The sequence below is a fragment of the Winslowiella toletana genome (assembly GCF_017875465.1).
In the GTDB taxonomy this organism is placed as follows: Bacteria; Pseudomonadota; Gammaproteobacteria; order Enterobacterales; family Enterobacteriaceae; genus Erwinia; species Erwinia toletana.
In genome coordinates this window covers 4,392,111-4,406,882 of the sequence record NZ_JAGGMQ010000001.1, presented here as the reverse complement: position 1 = coordinate 4,406,882, position 14,772 = coordinate 4,392,111, and the positions used below count along the sequence as shown (strand labels likewise).

15 protein-coding genes are annotated in these 14,772 nt (G+C 53.1%); 9 read left to right on the top strand and 6 right to left on the bottom strand.

From position 1 onward, the window contains the following. Positions 1-19 precede the first annotated feature (19 nt). On the bottom strand, positions 20-451 hold the full coding sequence (locus J2125_RS20685) for a MarR family winged helix-turn-helix transcriptional regulator (RefSeq protein ID WP_026111792.1): 432 nt from the start codon (positions 449-451) through the stop codon (positions 20-22). Between the two features lie 185 nt (positions 452-636). On the opposite strand from J2125_RS20685, the gene J2125_RS20680 reads away from it, so the two are divergent. Continuing rightward, entirely contained in the window at positions 637-1,476 is an 840-nt protein-coding gene (locus tag J2125_RS20680) for an AraC family transcriptional regulator (RefSeq protein WP_017801794.1), read from the top strand. On the opposite strand, the gene J2125_RS20675 is transcribed toward J2125_RS20680, so the two are convergent. Then, positions 1,473-2,345: a lipid kinase gene (locus J2125_RS20675; protein ID WP_017801793.1), complete on the bottom strand. Its 873-nt coding sequence runs from the start codon at positions 2,343-2,345 to the stop codon at positions 1,473-1,475. The two genes, J2125_RS20680 and J2125_RS20675, sit on opposite strands and share 4 nt — an antisense overlap. Positions 2,346-2,501: 156 nt before the next feature. Here J2125_RS20675 and J2125_RS20670 point away from each other — a divergent pair, with 156 nt between their 5' ends. The 3 genes from J2125_RS20670 to J2125_RS20660 all read left to right on the top strand — a co-directional run bounded on the left by J2125_RS20670 (position 2,502) and on the right by J2125_RS20660 (position 6,239). Further along, positions 2,502-3,356, top strand: coding sequence for a LysR family transcriptional regulator (locus J2125_RS20670; RefSeq protein ID WP_017801792.1), 855 nt, complete (start codon positions 2,502-2,504; stop codon positions 3,354-3,356). A 103-nt stretch (positions 3,357-3,459) separates the two neighbouring features. Next, positions 3,460-4,857: an amidohydrolase family protein gene (locus J2125_RS20665; protein ID WP_017801791.1), complete on the top strand. Its 1,398-nt coding sequence runs from the start codon at positions 3,460-3,462 to the stop codon at positions 4,855-4,857. Positions 4,858-5,141: 284 nt separating this feature from the next. Beyond that, positions 5,142-6,239 (top strand): glycerol dehydrogenase, encoded by a 1,098-nt coding sequence (locus J2125_RS20660; protein WP_017801790.1) that lies wholly within the window; start codon positions 5,142-5,144, stop codon positions 6,237-6,239. 47 nt (positions 6,240-6,286) lie between these two features. Here the strand turns inward: J2125_RS20660 and J2125_RS20655 are convergent, their stop codons facing one another. After that, complete coding sequence (locus J2125_RS20655; RefSeq protein ID WP_017801789.1) at positions 6,287-7,486, bottom strand: MFS transporter; 1,200 nt, start codon at positions 7,484-7,486, stop codon at positions 6,287-6,289. A 400-nt stretch (positions 7,487-7,886) separates the two neighbouring features. Here J2125_RS20655 and J2125_RS20650 point away from each other — a divergent pair, with 400 nt between their 5' ends. Continuing rightward, positions 7,887-8,627: an SDR family oxidoreductase gene (locus tag J2125_RS20650; protein ID WP_017801788.1), complete on the top strand. Its 741-nt coding sequence runs from the start codon at positions 7,887-7,889 to the stop codon at positions 8,625-8,627. Here the strand turns inward: J2125_RS20650 and J2125_RS20645 are convergent. After that, positions 8,624-9,817, bottom strand: coding sequence for an L-talarate/galactarate dehydratase (locus J2125_RS20645; protein ID WP_017801787.1), 1,194 nt, complete (start codon positions 9,815-9,817; stop codon positions 8,624-8,626). The two genes, J2125_RS20650 and J2125_RS20645, sit on opposite strands and share 4 nt — an antisense overlap. Positions 9,818-10,041: 224 nt before the next feature. Here J2125_RS20645 and J2125_RS20640 point away from each other — a divergent pair, with 224 nt between their 5' ends. The 4 genes from J2125_RS20640 (at position 10,042) to J2125_RS25045 (ending at position 12,178) form a co-directional block, all read left to right on the top strand. Further along, the gene (locus J2125_RS20640; protein WP_071590514.1) at positions 10,042-11,058 is read left to right on the top strand and encodes a LacI family DNA-binding transcriptional regulator; all 1,017 of its coding nucleotides are present in this window, start codon (positions 10,042-10,044) and stop codon (positions 11,056-11,058) included. Positions 11,059-11,080: 22 nt separating this feature from the next. Beyond that, complete coding sequence (locus J2125_RS20635; RefSeq protein WP_100229641.1) at positions 11,081-11,566, top strand: GNAT family N-acetyltransferase; 486 nt, start codon at positions 11,081-11,083, stop codon at positions 11,564-11,566. 94 nt (positions 11,567-11,660) lie between these two features. Beyond that, positions 11,661-11,951 carry a type II toxin-antitoxin system RelB/DinJ family antitoxin gene (locus tag J2125_RS20630; protein WP_017801784.1) on the top strand — a complete coding sequence of 97 codons (291 nt, stop codon included), beginning with the start codon at positions 11,661-11,663 and terminating at the stop codon, positions 11,949-11,951. Positions 11,952-11,956: 5 nt separating this feature from the next. After that, positions 11,957-12,178 carry a type II toxin-antitoxin system RelE/ParE family toxin gene (locus J2125_RS25045; RefSeq protein ID WP_040462409.1) on the top strand — a complete coding sequence of 74 codons (222 nt, stop codon included), beginning with the start codon at positions 11,957-11,959 and terminating at the stop codon, positions 12,176-12,178. A gap of 95 nt (positions 12,179-12,273) precedes the next feature. Here the strand turns inward: J2125_RS25045 and J2125_RS20620 are convergent, their stop codons facing one another. Further along, positions 12,274-13,350 carry a type I restriction endonuclease gene (locus J2125_RS20620; protein WP_017801782.1) on the bottom strand — a complete coding sequence of 359 codons (1,077 nt, stop codon included), beginning with the start codon at positions 13,348-13,350 and terminating at the stop codon, positions 12,274-12,276. Between the two features lie 455 nt (positions 13,351-13,805). Next, positions 13,806-14,726, bottom strand: a complete 921-nt coding sequence (locus J2125_RS20615; RefSeq protein WP_017801781.1) for a LysR family transcriptional regulator — start codon at positions 14,724-14,726, stop codon at positions 13,806-13,808. Positions 14,727-14,772: the final 46 nt, after the last annotated feature.

Here is a 14,772-nt window from a genome sequence, read left to right as displayed (position 1 = left end):
AGGACTGTTCTTCGCCACTTCAGCTTGCTCCGGTTGCGGTTAATAGCTGCTGCAACACTCGTTCGGTGATCACCAGTTCCTGCTGGTCGATATCAGCCAGCAGCTCGCTGCGCAGGGCATCGGCCTCAATTTTCACTTTGCGAAACAGCTCCATGCCCTGATCCGTCACCAGCAGCAGGCGCTTACGCCGATCTTCCGCGGGCTGGATGCGCTGCACCAGCTGTTGCCTGACCAGCCGATCAATCAGCGGCACCACGCTGGCATCTTCGAGGCCCAGCACCTGCGCCAGCGCCTTCTGCGTCATCGGTTCCGCTTCACTGGCAATAGTGGCCACCGCCAGCCAGCTGCTCATACCGAGGCCGTTATCTTTTAACCTTCGATCGATCGCCAGCCGCCACTGATGGGCAGTAAGATGAAGCAGACGGGAGAAGTTGCGATGCTGAGAATCCAAAATGTAGAGGCCTGATGATTAGAGTTCTAACTAATTAATGGCGCTGATTATACGCAACGCCAAAAGCCACTGGGAAGAGCATATCCCCACTATTTTTGTGCAAAACGTTGCATATTTCTCTGCTTGCCTGGCAGAGTATAGCCGCTATACCCTTAAGCATCGTTTAACCGGGAGAGGAGTGACAGATGAAACAGGCAGCGCAGAGCTGGGTGCAAATCTCCCGTGACAGTGACACGCAGATTGAAGCGATACGCGCCCACTTTACCGGCCACGCCTACGATCCGCACTGGCATGACAGCTATCTGGTGGGGGTTACCGAACAGGGCGTACAGCAGTTTCACTCGCGGCGGCAGAAACATCAGAGTCGCCCGGGCAATGTATTTTTGCTGGAGCCCGGTGAACTGCACGATGGCGATGCCATTGATGACCGCGGCTTTACCTACCGCATGCTGTATATCGATCCGGCGCTGATGCAGCAACAGCTGGGCGATCTCTACAGCCATCTGCCGCAGCATTTCGAACTGAATTTCGCCGCCACGCTGACCCAGGATACACAACTGGCGCACGCCACTTTTGATGCTTATCAGGCATTGCAGGATAATGAGCCGAAAATGGTTAAAGAAGCGGCGCTGCAGGATCTGTTTGCCGCACTGACCCGTCATCATCACTGGCAGCAAGCCCGCAGCGCCTCCCCTGCCGACAGCCTGCTGGCGCAGCAGGCACGCGACTATCTGCACAGCTGCTTTACGGAAAATATTGGTCTGAGCGAGATGGCCGCCGCATTAGGCGTCGATCGTTTTCGTCTGTCGCGCGAATTTCAGGCCAGATATGGCCTGCCGCCGCACGCCTGGCTGATTCAGCTGCGCCTGACCGAGGCGCGTCGCCTGCTGGCCAGCGGCATCGCGCCGGTCGCGGTGGCGGCGCGGCTGGGCTTTGCCGATCAAAGCCACCTCGGACGCTGGTTTAAACGCGCTTATCAGTTAACCCCGGCACACTATCAGCGCCACTGCAGCACCAGCCTTTAGCGCGTTATCGGGGCAAACACCTGTACCGCATGCTGACGAACCGAGAAGTGCGCCGGGGTTTTGCCGACAATCTCACCGTCGGCATTAATATCGTGCGGACGGCGGGTGGTAATGGTTAAGGCGGTAGCGGGAAACGCCCGCACCTTACGCCATTTGCCATGGGTGCCACGTCGCAGCCAGGGCGCCAGCGCCAGCATCTCCCACCAGTGATCCAGTTCAAGGCTGTAGACATCCAGCTGACCATCATCCGGCGCGGCACTCTGCTCCACAGTCATACCACCGCCGTAATAGCGGCCATTGCCAACCGAAATCTGAATAGTTTTCACCGTTTCGCAGACGCCATCATGCTCAATCTGCACGCTGAACGGGCGGCTTTGCCGGAACAGTTTACTGGCGGCAAAGGCATAGCCCAGCACGCCCCAGCGTTTTTTAGATTCAGCGGTAAGGCTTTTCGCCAGCGCGGCGGAAAAACCAATACTGGCGACGTTGAAGAAAGGCCGGTCATTGACCATACCGACATCGACAGGACGCCGTTCACCGGCAGCAATCACTGCCGCCGCCCGCGTCAGATCTTTCGGGATATTCAGGGTGCGCGCCAGATCGTTGGCGGTGCCAAGCGGCAAAATCCCCAGCGGCAAACCGGTGGCGATTAGCGCTCCGGCCACGCTATTCAGTGAACCATCGCCCCCGCCGACAATCACGCAGTCCACCCGATCAGCGCAGGCATGTACCGCATCATGAAGCGATAATCCGGCATCGGGTTCAATAACCGCAATATCATGACGGCGCAATGCATCAATCGCCAGCGCGGCGGAATCGGCGCCATTGCGGGCATTTCGATTAATTAACAGCAATGCGCGACGCGACATAATTGGTTACCTTTGTTACAAAACCGCCATTAGACCCCGCCCGCCCGTGGCGCTCAAGCTGCCTGACAATTCATTACGTTACGATAAGTGCTTGCCAGCAAGATGGTGATGGCTACTATTGCATAATTGAATATTGTTTCCTTCAGCAGTGGAAAAATGAATCGCTATCCGATGTTCAGCCCGCAGCAATTACTGAGTTTTGTCGCCGTCTGTGAGAGCGGCAGTTTTACCCGCGCCGCCGAACGGGTATTTCTCTCACAGTCAACGGTCAGTCAGCAGGTACGCCGTCTGGAGGAGATGCTGGGCAAAGCGCTGCTGGAACGATCCTCCCATCAGGTGCAGCTGACGGAAGAAGGTGAAAAACTGCTGGGCTACGCCAGGCGCATTATTGCGCTGAATGGCGAAGCCCATGATGCGTTAACCGATATCTGGCGCGACGGCGTTGTCAGGCTGGGAATGCCGGAGGATTTTGCCGCACCCACCACCGCCCTGCTGGCGGAATTCAGCCGCAGCCATCCACAGCTGCGGCTCGATGTCTCCAGTGGCCTGAGCAATGAACTGCGCCACGCCTGGCAGCGCGAAGAGCTGGATATTATTCTGATAAAACAGGCCAGAGGCGATAAACCGAAGGCCGCACGCAGCGAGCCGCTGCTGTGGCTGGACAGCGCGGCCTGGCCCACCTTTGAACAGACCCCGGTGCCACTGGTGCTGTTTCCGCTTAATGGCTTATACCGCGATGAATTATGTCAGGCGCTGGATGCGATTGACCGCCGCTGGCGCATCAGTTACAGCAGCGCCAGCCTGGCGGCGCTGGTGGCCGCCAGTGCCGCAGGATTAGGGGTGACGCTGCTGCCCGCCAGCTGCCGCCTGCCGCAACACCGGGTACTGGGCGTGGAGCACGGATTGCCGCCAAGTGATAATTTTGAGCTGGCGCTGTTTTATCGTGATAACGCCTCTGCGGCACAGCTGGCGCTGGCGGAAAAACTGCGGCAATTCTGCCAGCTGAGTTAGCAGTGCGTTTGCCACTGCCAGCCAGTGGGAAATATCACAGCCATTCGCCGTCACTTCTTTTATGGTGAAACCTCTTCCGTTGGTCAGTTTAAAGGAAATCGATGTGCAAACCCCTCAACAACAGAGTCGCCGCAACTTTCTTACTAAAAGCGCACTGGTCACCGCTGGCAGCGCGATGCTGGCCAGTGGTATAAGCGCAGCAGCCACCACCACACCGGTTACAGCTGCATGCGCCGACAGCGCTGCCAGCGTAAAGGCGTTAAACGCCACGCATTACCGGTTGATTAATGTGCGTCTGGAGGAGGGCTTCGAACGCGAAGGCGACACGGTGATTGCCACGCGTACCGGACTGTATCACCTCGAAATTCATCACGGTAAAATCATCGCGCTGCAACCGGCGTCAACCGCCAGCAATTCCGCCCTGCCGACTTTTGACGCGCAGGGATTACTGCTGCTGCCCGCCACGCGCGATATGCATATTCATCTTGATAAGACCTTTTATGGCGGCGCCTGGCAGGCGCCGCGTCCGCGCAAAGGCAAAACCATTATGGATATGATTGCGCGTGAACAGCAGCTGATCCCGCAACTGCTGCCCACCTCGGTGGCGCGCGCCGAAGCGATTATCGCGCTGTTGCAGTCCCGCGGCACCACGGTCGCACGCAGTCACTGCAATATTGACCCGGTTAGTGGTCTGAAAAGTCTCGAACATCTGCAACTGGCGCTGGAAAAGCATCAGCAGGACTTTAGCTGTGAAATTGTCGCCTTCCCGCAGCACGGCTTGCTGCATTCAAAAGTGGATGGCCTGATGCGCGAAGCGATGCAGATGGGCGTGCAGTTTGTCGGTGGGCTGGATCCGACCAATGTCGATGGCGCAATGGAGAACTCCCTTGATGCGATGTTCCGCATTGCACTCGACAACGATAAAGGCGTTGATATTCATCTGCATGAAACCACACCGGCCGGGGTGGCGGCAATTAACTATATGATCCGGACGGTGAAAGAGAATCCGGCGCTCAAAGGCAAAGTCACCCTGAGCCACGGCTTTGCGCTGGCGACCTTAAGCGGTAATGAACTGGATACGGTGATTGCCGGTCTGGCTGAGCAGCAGTTTACGGTTGCCTCGACGGTGCCGCTGGGAAAACTGACCATGCCGTTGCCACAGCTTAGCGCGCAAGGCGTGCGGGTAGTGACCGGCACCGACAGCGTTATCGATCACTGGTCGCCGTTTGGCAGCGGCAGCATGCTGGATAAAGCCTCGCTGTATGCCCAGCTGTATGGTAATTCCGACGAATTTGGCCTGACCCGTTCGCTGGCGATTGCCACCGGCGATATCCTGCCACTGAATCATCAGGGCCAGCGGCAGTGGCCAGCCGTTGATGATCCGGCAGAAATGATGCTGGTCGAAGCCAGCTGCTCAGCGGAAGCTGTAGCACGGGTCTCACCGGTAAAAGCCACCTTCCATCAGGGAAAACTGGTATCTGGCAGCGTCAAATCCGTCTGATCTGATACAGGTCATCACCCGCAACGGGTGATGTCCTGCCCCCGCATTACTGGCCCGACCACCACTCATAACAAAGCATTAACATATCCCGTTGTTTTCAAATCATAAAAAATCGCATAATTACACGCCACACTGAACAAAAAGTGACTTGGATCACAAAAAACACATACAGCACGTTAACCGCATGATGCGTTCTTTTAGCGCATAAGCTTTTGATGTAATTAATTAGCTAACAATTAATTAATATGATTATTAAATCCATCCAACAAATAAGGACTAAGCTTATGAGCAGATTCATTTTTTCGTCACCGGGAAAATATGTTCAGGGTGCTGGCGTTCTCAGTGAACTGGGTAAATATATTCAAACCAGCGGCAAACAGGCGTTACTGATCGCCGATGATATTGTCTGGAAAATCGTTGGTGAGACGGCTGGCCGCTCACTGAAGGACGCCGCAGTGGCGTTTAACTATCAGGCGTTTAATGGCGAAGCGTCACGCAATGAAATTGTACGTCTGACCGAAGCGGCGCGCAGCCTGGGCGCCGATATGGTGGTCGGCCTCGGCGGCGGTAAAACGCTGGATACGGTTAAAGCGGTTGCCGATGAGCTAAAAGTGCCGGTGATTATCGTGCCAACTACCGCCTCTACTGATGCGCCTTGTAGCGCGCTGTCGGTGATCTACACCGATGAAGGGGTGTTTGAAAGCTATCGTTTCTACGATAAAAATCCTGATTTAGTGCTGGTTGACACCTGGGTATGCGCGCAGGCTCCGGCCCGTCTGTTTGCTTCCGGTATTGCTGATGGCCTCGCGACATATGTGGAAGCGCAGGCGGTGTTACGCACCCACAGTTTATCAATGGTCAGCGGCACTCCGACCATCGCCGGGATGGCGATTGCCCGCGCCTGCGAAGAGACACTGCTGACCTGGGGCTTTAGCGCTTATCAGGCAGTGCAGCAAAAACGCGTGACCCCTGCAGTGGAAGCGGTGGTGGAAGCCAATACCCTGTTATCGGGACTCGGCTTTGAGAATGGCGGTCTGGCAGGTGCGCATGCGATTCACAACGGCTTTACCGCCATCAGTGGCGATATTCATCATCTGACCCACGGTGAGAAAGTGACCTACGGCACCCTGACGCAAATGGTGCTGGAGCAGCGTCCGGATGAGGAAATCGAGCAATATATCCGTTTCTACCGCAGCATCGGCATGCCGACGACGCTGGCGGAAATGCATCTCGATAAAGAGCCATGGGAAAATCTGGTCAAAATCGGCGCACTGGCGAACAGTGATGGCGATACGCTGAAGAATCTCGACTCGTCTCTGAGTGCGGAACAGGTCGCCAGCGCACTGATCGGTGTTGATGCGTTCAGCAAAACTATTAAGTAAGTCGCAACCACACAATGCTGGCGCCCTCACGCCAGCATTTTTTTTGCTCAGCTATCCGCCAGTGGGGCCGGGCTGCGCGCGCTGTCCAGCGATTTTGACCAGAAGAACAGGCCAAAACCGGCCACCGCCAGAATAAAACCGACCATCCCGGTGGAAGACCAGCCGAAGCCCAGCGCCACACTCATTCCTCCCAGCCATGCACCCAGCGCATTCGCCAGATTCAGCGCCGAGTGGTTAAGCGAAGCCGCCAGCGTCTGGGCATCATCGGCCACATCCATCAGTCGGGTTTGCAACGCCGGAACCAGCGCAAAACTGCCGCCAATCGCTAATACCAGCGGCACGGCGATCCACGCAATATCAGCGAAAAAGAAGAAGGCCAGCTGCATCACCATCACCCAACCGAGCGACCAGGCGATAGTGTTCATCACCGATTTATCGGTCATCCGTGAACCAACGATATTGCCAAGGATCATGCCGACACCAAATATGCCCATCACAAAAGGCACGCCCGCCTGCGGAATACCGGTCAGCTGCGTCATAGTTGGCGCGATATAACTAAACACCGAGAACAGCCCGCCGGTGCCGACGGCTGCAATACCCAGCGCCAGCCACACCTGTTTCTTTTTCAGCGCGCCCAGTTCCGCCAGCGGATTTGACACCTGAGCCTGTTTTTGTCCCGGCATCCACAGCAGCAGCAACACAATGGTCACCAGGCCACAGACGCCAATCAGCAGATACGTGCTGCGCCAGCCCGCCAGCTGCCCCAGCCAGGTCGCCAGCGGCGAACCGAGCAGCGTCGAAATAGTCAGCCCCATCATCACCCGCCCCACCGCTTTGGCGCGCTGACCGACACCGGCCATTGAGGCGGCAACCACGGAAGCGACGCCGAAAAAGGCGCCGTGCGGCAGACCGCTGATAAAGCGCGCCACCATCAGTGAACTGAACCCCTGGCTGAATGCACTGGCCAGACTGCCAGCGGTAAACAGCGCCATCAGCAGTAACAGCAATACCTTACGGTTCAGACTGGCCGATAGTACGGCAATCACCGGTGCGCCAACCACCACACCTAAGGCATAGCTGCTGATGGTATAGCCGGCGACCGGAATGGTGATCGACAGGGTATGCGCCACATCGGGCAATACGCCCATACTGGCGAATTCACCGGTGCCGAGGCCAAATCCACCGACGGCTAATGCCAGCTCGACCCGACGCTGTTGCTTTGTTGAATGACGCGAAATTAAAGACATATCCCTTCCAGATAGATAACAACATCAGCTCTGCGTCTGATGTGGGTGAAAATGCAGGTGGTGGTGGATTTCAGACGTAAAAAAACCGCCTTGCGGCGGTTACGACATTACTACATATTGCTTTGATTTATTCTTTTAACGGCTGTCGCGATTGTCGCCATGCTTTGGTAGCCGGTCTTGCAAATCACTGCCGCTTACTGTTGTACAACACCACAGTTGCAGTGTGCCTTTAACAATGGCGCGAATCCTAACATGCAGTTTTCGCAGTTTCAAATCTTTTTGCCGCACGCTGGATTGTCATCCTGAATGGAACAATGTTACGCAAAAAGCACTGATTATCTTTTGCGCACAATCAATCATGCTGTATCTACACCAACTGAAAAACGAAGGGGCAAATATCATGACAACAGCAAATAACCGGGTCGCTATCGTTACTGGCGCATCACGCGGTATTGGCGCAGAAATCGCCCGGCGTCTGGCGACCGGTGGTTTTAACGTGGTAGTCAACTATGCCAGCAGTACGGCTGAAGCCGAAGCGGTAGTGGCAGAGCTGAAAGGCCTCGGCGTCGATGCGCTGGCGGTCAAAGGTGATATCGCGCAGGCCGATCAGGTCAGCGCACTGTTTGACGCCACGCAGCAGGCGTTTGGACGGATTGATGTGCTGGTCAACAACGCCGGGATCCTGCAGACGCTGCCACTGGTTGAGCACTCCGATGAACTCTTTGCCCGTACCTTTGCAATTAACGTGCAGGGAACCTTTAATACCCTGCGCGAAGCCGGTAAGCGTCTGAGCGCTGGCGGCCGCATTATTAACCTCTCCAGCACCACGCTGGCGCTGAATATGCCGGGTTATGCAATCTATAACGGCACCAAAGCCGCGGTTGAAGCCTTTACCCATGTGTTCGCTAAAGAGCTGCGTGGCCGCGCGATCACCGTTAATGCCGTCGCCCCCGGCCCGGTCGCCACCGACCTGTTTCTCAATGGCAAAAGTGAAGAGCAGGTGCAGACCATGGCCAATATGGCGCCACTGCAACGTCTCGGTCAGCCCGACGATATCGCTGCGGTGGTCGCCTTTCTCGCCAGTGAACAAAGCGGCTGGATTAACGGACAGGTGATCCGCGCCAATGGCGGGCTGGCTTAAGGACGCTGACCAAATTCCGCCTTCAGCGTGGTCCATTTGCGCGCCTGCTCGCTCAGGGTAAAGCCGAGGCCATGGCGGTCTGAAATCCACATGCGGCCATCGCGTAACTCCAGCTGCTCATTGAATAGCGGATTCAGCCATTCGAAATGCTCCAGCCAGGGTTCAATCGGATAGGCGGCAGCGAGATGGATATGCACTTCCATCGCAAAGTGCGGCGCCAGCTTACGACCATGGCGCGCCGCCAGATCCATAATTTTCAGGAACGGCGTAATGCCGCCAACGCGTGGCGCATCGGGTTGCACAAAATCACTGGCATTGCCGAGGATCAACTGCTCATGCTCGCGGAAGCTGGTCAGCATCTCTCCGGTGGCGATGGGGGTATCTAATGCCGCCGTCAGTGCGGCATGACCTTCGACATCATAAGCATCCAGCGGCTCCTCAATCCATACCAGATTGAACTGCTCCATTTTGCGTCCCATGCGGATAGCGGTTTCACGGTCCCACTGCTGATTGGCATCCACCATCAGCGGGAAATCATCACCCAGCGCCTGACGCACTGCCGTCAGGCGACGCAGATCTTCTGCGGTATTGGGCTGACCGACTTTAAGTTTAATGCCGCCGATACCGCTTTCGCGCGAAATCACCACATTTTTCAGTACCTGATCCAGCGGCGTATGCAGGAAACCACCGGAGGTGTTGTAACACTGTACCGCGTCGCGATGGGCACCAAATAGTTTGGCCAGCGGCAGACCGGCGCGGCGCGCTTTCATATCCCATAGCGCAATATCAAACGGCGAGATCGCCTGTACCGCCATACCGCTTCGTCCTGTTGAAGCGCCCGCCCACAGCAGCTTAGTGTAAATTTTATCAATATCATTCGGATCTTCACCCAGCAGATTATCCGCCAGCTCGCACGCATGGGCATAGATACCCTGCCCACCGGCACGTTTCGAGTAGCTGAATCCCACTCCCTCAAAACCATCACGGGTACAAATTTCGGCAAAGATAATGGCGACTTCGGTTAACGGCTTCTGCCGCCCGGTCAGCACCTTGGCATCACTGACCGGCTGCGCCAGCGGCAGAAAAGCCAGCGAGACCTGCACCCATGCGATACGATCGCCGCTGTCAGCAGCGGTGCGCGCACCCGTGGTTTTGGCATAAGTTACGGCATCTGAATTAGCGCTAAGCATTGCGGTTCTCCTGCGGTTAATGTTTGCGCTAACATTATTGAGTTAATATAATTTCTGCAGCTATAAGCATCGCTTAAAAATCCGTCAACGATCACATTTATCGCGTTCTGACAGGCATAAAGCGGCAGGCGATCACAGTTTCGGTTTCTTCAGGTATTTGCCCATAATGTTTGCGATAACATTAGCCATCCGCCATAAAACTCACCTTAAAAAGACATATAAAAATGGGTAAACATTTGCGTCAAAGCAGTGCTCGTGCGCCGACTCTCGATGATGTCGCACGTGCAGCAGGTCTCTCTGCAATGACCGTCAGTCGGGCGCTTAATACGCCGCAGCGGGTCCGTCCCGCCACGGTGACAAAAGTGCTGGCGGCGGTGACCGCTACCGGTTATATCCCTAATGCGCTGGCTGGCGGACTGGCCAGCAGTAAAAGCCGGCTGATCGCGCTGGTGGTGCCGCAAATTAACAACCCGATGTTTGTCGATACCATTCAGGCACTGAATGACGCGTTAGCGCAACGTGGTTATACCCTGCTGCTGTGTGTCACCGGATACAGCGAAACTACCGAAGCCGATAGTGTCGCCACTATCCTTGCACGCCGTCCGGATGGCATTGTGTTAACCGGGATTCACCATACCCAGGCGCTGAAGCGCGTGATTATGCAGGCGGCGGTACCGGTGGTAGAGATCTGGGATATGACGCCGACGCCGCTGGATATGCTGGTCGGTTTTTCTCATGAGAAGGCCGGTCACTGCCTTGGTAACTTTCTGGCGCAAAAAGGCTACTCCCGCCCGGCGCTGATCTGGACCGACGATCGTCGTGGCAGGCTGCGTAAACAGGGGGTGATTGAATCTTTTTATCAGCACGGGATCACCATCAGCGCGGAGATAAGCGTGCCGCTGCCCGCCTCGCTACAGCTGGGACGCGAGGCGCTGGCAGCCTTGCTGGATAACCAAACAGGCTGCGATGTGATTGTCTGCAGTTCCGACACCCTCGCGCAGGGGGCGATAATGGAAACGCAGGCGCGTCAGCTTAGCGTTCCGCAACAGCTGGCGGTCAGCGGCTTTGGCGATCTGGCGTTTGCAGCGTGGAATCAACCGGCAATCACCACTGTGCATATTGATCGTGCGGCAATAGGGCGGACAGCGGCGACGCTGCTGGCGGACCGCATTGCCGGTCTGGAGATCGCGGCACCGATTATTGATATCGGCTTTACGATGGTTGAACGTGATTCGGCTTAATAAAACAGGGAGCATGGGCAGCATGAATATATCCGTCACCATTTGTGAAAAAGATGACTGGGATAAAATGGTCGGCATTTTCACCGCCATGGAGGAGCATTACTACGGCAAAGGGATTATCGCCGAAGAGAAAATGGCGACATACCTCTCTTCTCGCGTCTTCGCCTCGGCATCTGGCGTTACCGTTATCCGCGTGCAGCAAGGCCCAACGGTGATTGGCTTTGCCTGCGTAAGCATTCTTTATCCTTCACCCAGATACTCAGGGCAGATGTTTATTAAAGAGCTGTTTATTGCTGAAACTCATCGCGGAAAAGGCATCGGGCGAAAACTGATGCAATTTATCGCCAGAATGGCGACAGAACGCGACTGTCTGACGCTCGACTGGATGTCAGAGAAAAATAATCAGGGTTCAAAGCAGTTCTATACCTCGCTGGGAGGCGAGATCCTCGACGGTATGTTCCATTTTCGTCTTTATGGTGAGGCATTAGGTAATCTGGCTAAGCAGTGAACAAAGAAGTTGGCTGCAAGCTAGTCTGATATCTGGATTTTGTCATTCAATTGAATTACATTAACTAAGTTGCATTCAACTCTACAGGTGACTTATGGCCGCTAATAGTCTGGTTCAGACACGCATCGACACCGAGGTGAAAGAAAAAGCCACGGCAGTATTGGAACGATTAGGACTTACCGTTTCTGATGCCGTACGTATTCTTCTCACTCGTGTAGCTTGTGAAGGTGGATTACCCCCCGGCTTCACCACGGATGCTGAAACTTATGATCTCTGGTTTCGCGCCAAAGTGCAGGAAGCACTAGACGATCCGCGTCCTGCACTCGCAGATGGTGAAGTAAAACAACATTTCTCGGAGCGCAAAGCCCTGCTTCGTAAACGGTGAGGCCAATGAGATTAAAATGGAGCGCGCAATCTGTCGCAGACAGAAGCGCAATAATGGACTATATCGCCAAAGATAACCCCGGCGCGGCTGCCGAACTGGATGACCGTTTCGAAGCTGCCGCTGATTTAGCCTGCCAGTACCCCGAAATTCATAAGCAGGCAGAGTTAGCGGCACAAGAGAAATCGTTGTTCATCCGCATTATATTATGGTTTATCGAATCCATCTAAAAAAATAATTATTTTACGTATACTTCATACAGCACAATGCTGGCCCTAAAATAAATTGATAAAGGCCGAAGGGGTTTCTTCTGGCCTTTTTATTTTTAAGAATAGCTGGTTGCTGTAGTTTTCAATATTTCACTGAAATCATAGATATCGTTAAGTGACGCGATTGGATGTCGAGTTTCAACTTTTTGAGGATCAAAAACCCCAATATACATTTGGCTGCGATTGAAATGTAGTCGACAAATAGGTTTTCTGTTATTGTCATCAATTAAAATACCAAAATAGCTTTTGGTATCACGATGAGAAATTCTTTCCGGGTTGATTTCTTTTCTAATTATTGACTTAACGATATGATACCCTTCAATTTCTTGCTCTGTGGTAAATACACCATCATCATCCGCTTCGCTCTTTTCAGCTTTAACAACCTCTGTACTTTCACTGATCAGTACAGGCTGAACCGTTCCACTAATTGCAGATTTAAGTCTTTCATTAACTTGATCATTTAACCATTGATTGGCCGCTTTCCTCGTCAGCGTCAGAAAAAGCTCTCTCACTTTCTGCGTGATAATACCGTCATAAACTCTTGAAGCAAAAAATTTAACAAAATCATCTTCAGGGTTACTGAACTGAGAGGAAATTACTTTCTTTATTTGACTGACATATTTAAGTTCACCAGCAGCATTGACGATCGACTCAACATCAAAAGCACTCTTAGTTAACTTGACCAGTTCTGGAACTACATGCTCATCAATATCAAGAAGGTCTAATTCAAGAAAAGGTTTCTCATCCATTTTATTTGGAGCATCAAGATCCGTGTAAAATCTATATACCTGACCATTAGTAAGAATCGATATGCGTGCACTAGTCACATGGAAGTATCTAAAAAGTTGCGAGGCGTGATTTATATTTAGCGCTTCTCCAATCTTTTTGCACTCAATAAGAATTTGTATTTCGCCATTTTTTAAAATAGCGTAGTCAATTTTCTCTCCTTTCTTCGTCCCAACATCACAAATAAATTCAGGGATAACTTCAGTGGGATCAAAAACATCATACCCTAAAATCTTATTAATAAATGGCATAACAAATGCGCTTTTCGTCGCTTCTTCGGTTTGAATAATAGCAGCTTGTTGCTTTATTTTGCTGGAAAGCGAATTCAACTCATCTAAGATATCCATAATTCACCATTAAATATTTTTTATATTATTTTCAAAGCTAAAATCAATTGTAAAAAATGATTTTTCGCCAATATGGTTATTACAATAAAATCAGAGTGTTAATCAATAATTCTTCGCCATTAACTGCTCCGCATACTCCATCAGTGCCAAAATGAAAAGTGCCAAACCTGCTATGAAAAATGCGGGTACGTCATTAGCATACACGGGCAAAAGACTGCCATGCTGTGATTCTTAACTGATACAAGACTGAAATTGGTTAGAAAACCTTAATTTATAAGACATAATATTGAATACTAATTTTACTTTGTCAATACCAGTGATTTGTTGAGTTTACAGCAAAAAACTGACATAAAAGCGTGATGACAGTACCTCTTAAATCCGGCCGAGGCGAGAAAAGAGGATGCTTCGCTTTTTGGCTGAATAAATGATCTCATTAATACCTGAAATTTTTTACTTTATCCTCCCATTACCGCGCGCAACTGTACCAGCAGCCATTGCAGCGCCGGATCGTTATCGCGGCGTTTATGCCATAGCAGCGACAGATTAAATGCCGTAAGCGTTACCGGCGTCTCAGTGCTGTTTAGCCCGTAATGGTTAATCCATCCTGCCGCTACCCCTTGTGGCACCGTCGCCAGCGCCGGAACCTGCGACAGTATTAATGGCAGCGAGGAGAAATGAGGTGTGACATAACGAACTCGGCGTTCGCGCCCCTGCAACGCCAGCTGCTCATCCAGCATACTCTGGCTGGAGCCCCGGTAAGAAACCAGCAGATGATCATGGGCGACAAACTGATCGATGCTTATCGGCGTGCTTAACCTGAGCTGACCGGGATGCCAGAGCGTGCAGAAACGCATCTGCGTAACACTCTCTCTGATCAGGCCCGCAGCGCCACTCTCGCCCACCGAAATCGCCACATCGACCTTATCCTCCTGCACCTGATCGACATCCTTAAAGGGATCGGTAGCGCTGACCTGCAAATTTACCCCCGGCGCGGCCCTGGCAATACGCGCCAGTAAATCCGGCATCAGCCAGCTCTCCAGCCAGTCACTCATGCCAAGACGAAATAAGTGACGATCCTGCACCGGAGAAAATGATGGCGCCTGGAAAAGTAGCTGTTGCATCTGCTCCATCATCGGTAACAACGATGCCACCAGCGATTCCGCGCGTGGCGTCGGCGTCATTCCTCTGGCGGTGCGCACAAACAACGGGTCATGAAACATTTCGCGCAAACGCGCCAGTGCGCCACTGACTGCGGGCTGACCAAGGTGCAATTTTTCTGCCGCGCGCGATACGCTGCCTTCGCGGTGCAACACCAGCAACACCGTCAGAAGATTGAGATCAATACGACTAAAATCATTTTCCCTGATATTGCTCATTATTTTAATCAATTTGAATGATGTGAATTGCATCAGGATACTGGCG

What these genes read in the sequence shown, in the direction of transcription:
- J2125_RS20650 (WP_017801788.1), top strand. Translation starts at nt 7,887, where the DNA reads ATGACAACAGCAAATAACCGGGTCGCTATCGTTACTGGCGCATCACGC.
- J2125_RS20675 (WP_017801793.1), bottom strand. Translation starts at nt 2,345, where the DNA reads ATGTCGCGTCGCGCATTGCTGTTAATTAATCGAAATGCCCGCAATGGC.
- J2125_RS20670 (WP_017801792.1), top strand. Translation starts at nt 2,502, where the DNA reads ATGAATCGCTATCCGATGTTCAGCCCGCAGCAATTACTGAGTTTTGTC.
- J2125_RS20635 (WP_100229641.1), top strand. Translation starts at nt 11,081, where the DNA reads ATGAATATATCCGTCACCATTTGTGAAAAAGATGACTGGGATAAAATG.
- J2125_RS20630 (WP_017801784.1), top strand. Translation starts at nt 11,661, where the DNA reads ATGGCCGCTAATAGTCTGGTTCAGACACGCATCGACACCGAGGTGAAA.
- J2125_RS20615 (WP_017801781.1), bottom strand. Translation starts at nt 14,726, where the DNA reads ATGAGCAATATCAGGGAAAATGATTTTAGTCGTATTGATCTCAATCTT.
- J2125_RS20640 (WP_071590514.1), top strand. Translation starts at nt 10,042, where the DNA reads ATGGGTAAACATTTGCGTCAAAGCAGTGCTCGTGCGCCGACTCTCGAT.
- J2125_RS20660 (WP_017801790.1), top strand. Translation starts at nt 5,142, where the DNA reads ATGAGCAGATTCATTTTTTCGTCACCGGGAAAATATGTTCAGGGTGCT.
- J2125_RS25045 (WP_040462409.1), top strand. Translation starts at nt 11,957, where the DNA reads ATGAGATTAAAATGGAGCGCGCAATCTGTCGCAGACAGAAGCGCAATA.
- J2125_RS20645 (WP_017801787.1), bottom strand. Translation starts at nt 9,817, where the DNA reads ATGCTTAGCGCTAATTCAGATGCCGTAACTTATGCCAAAACCACGGGT.
- J2125_RS20655 (WP_017801789.1), bottom strand. Translation starts at nt 7,486, where the DNA reads ATGTCTTTAATTTCGCGTCATTCAACAAAGCAACAGCGTCGGGTCGAG.
- J2125_RS20680 (WP_017801794.1), top strand. Translation starts at nt 637, where the DNA reads ATGAAACAGGCAGCGCAGAGCTGGGTGCAAATCTCCCGTGACAGTGAC.
- J2125_RS20620 (WP_017801782.1), bottom strand. Translation starts at nt 13,350, where the DNA reads ATGGATATCTTAGATGAGTTGAATTCGCTTTCCAGCAAAATAAAGCAA.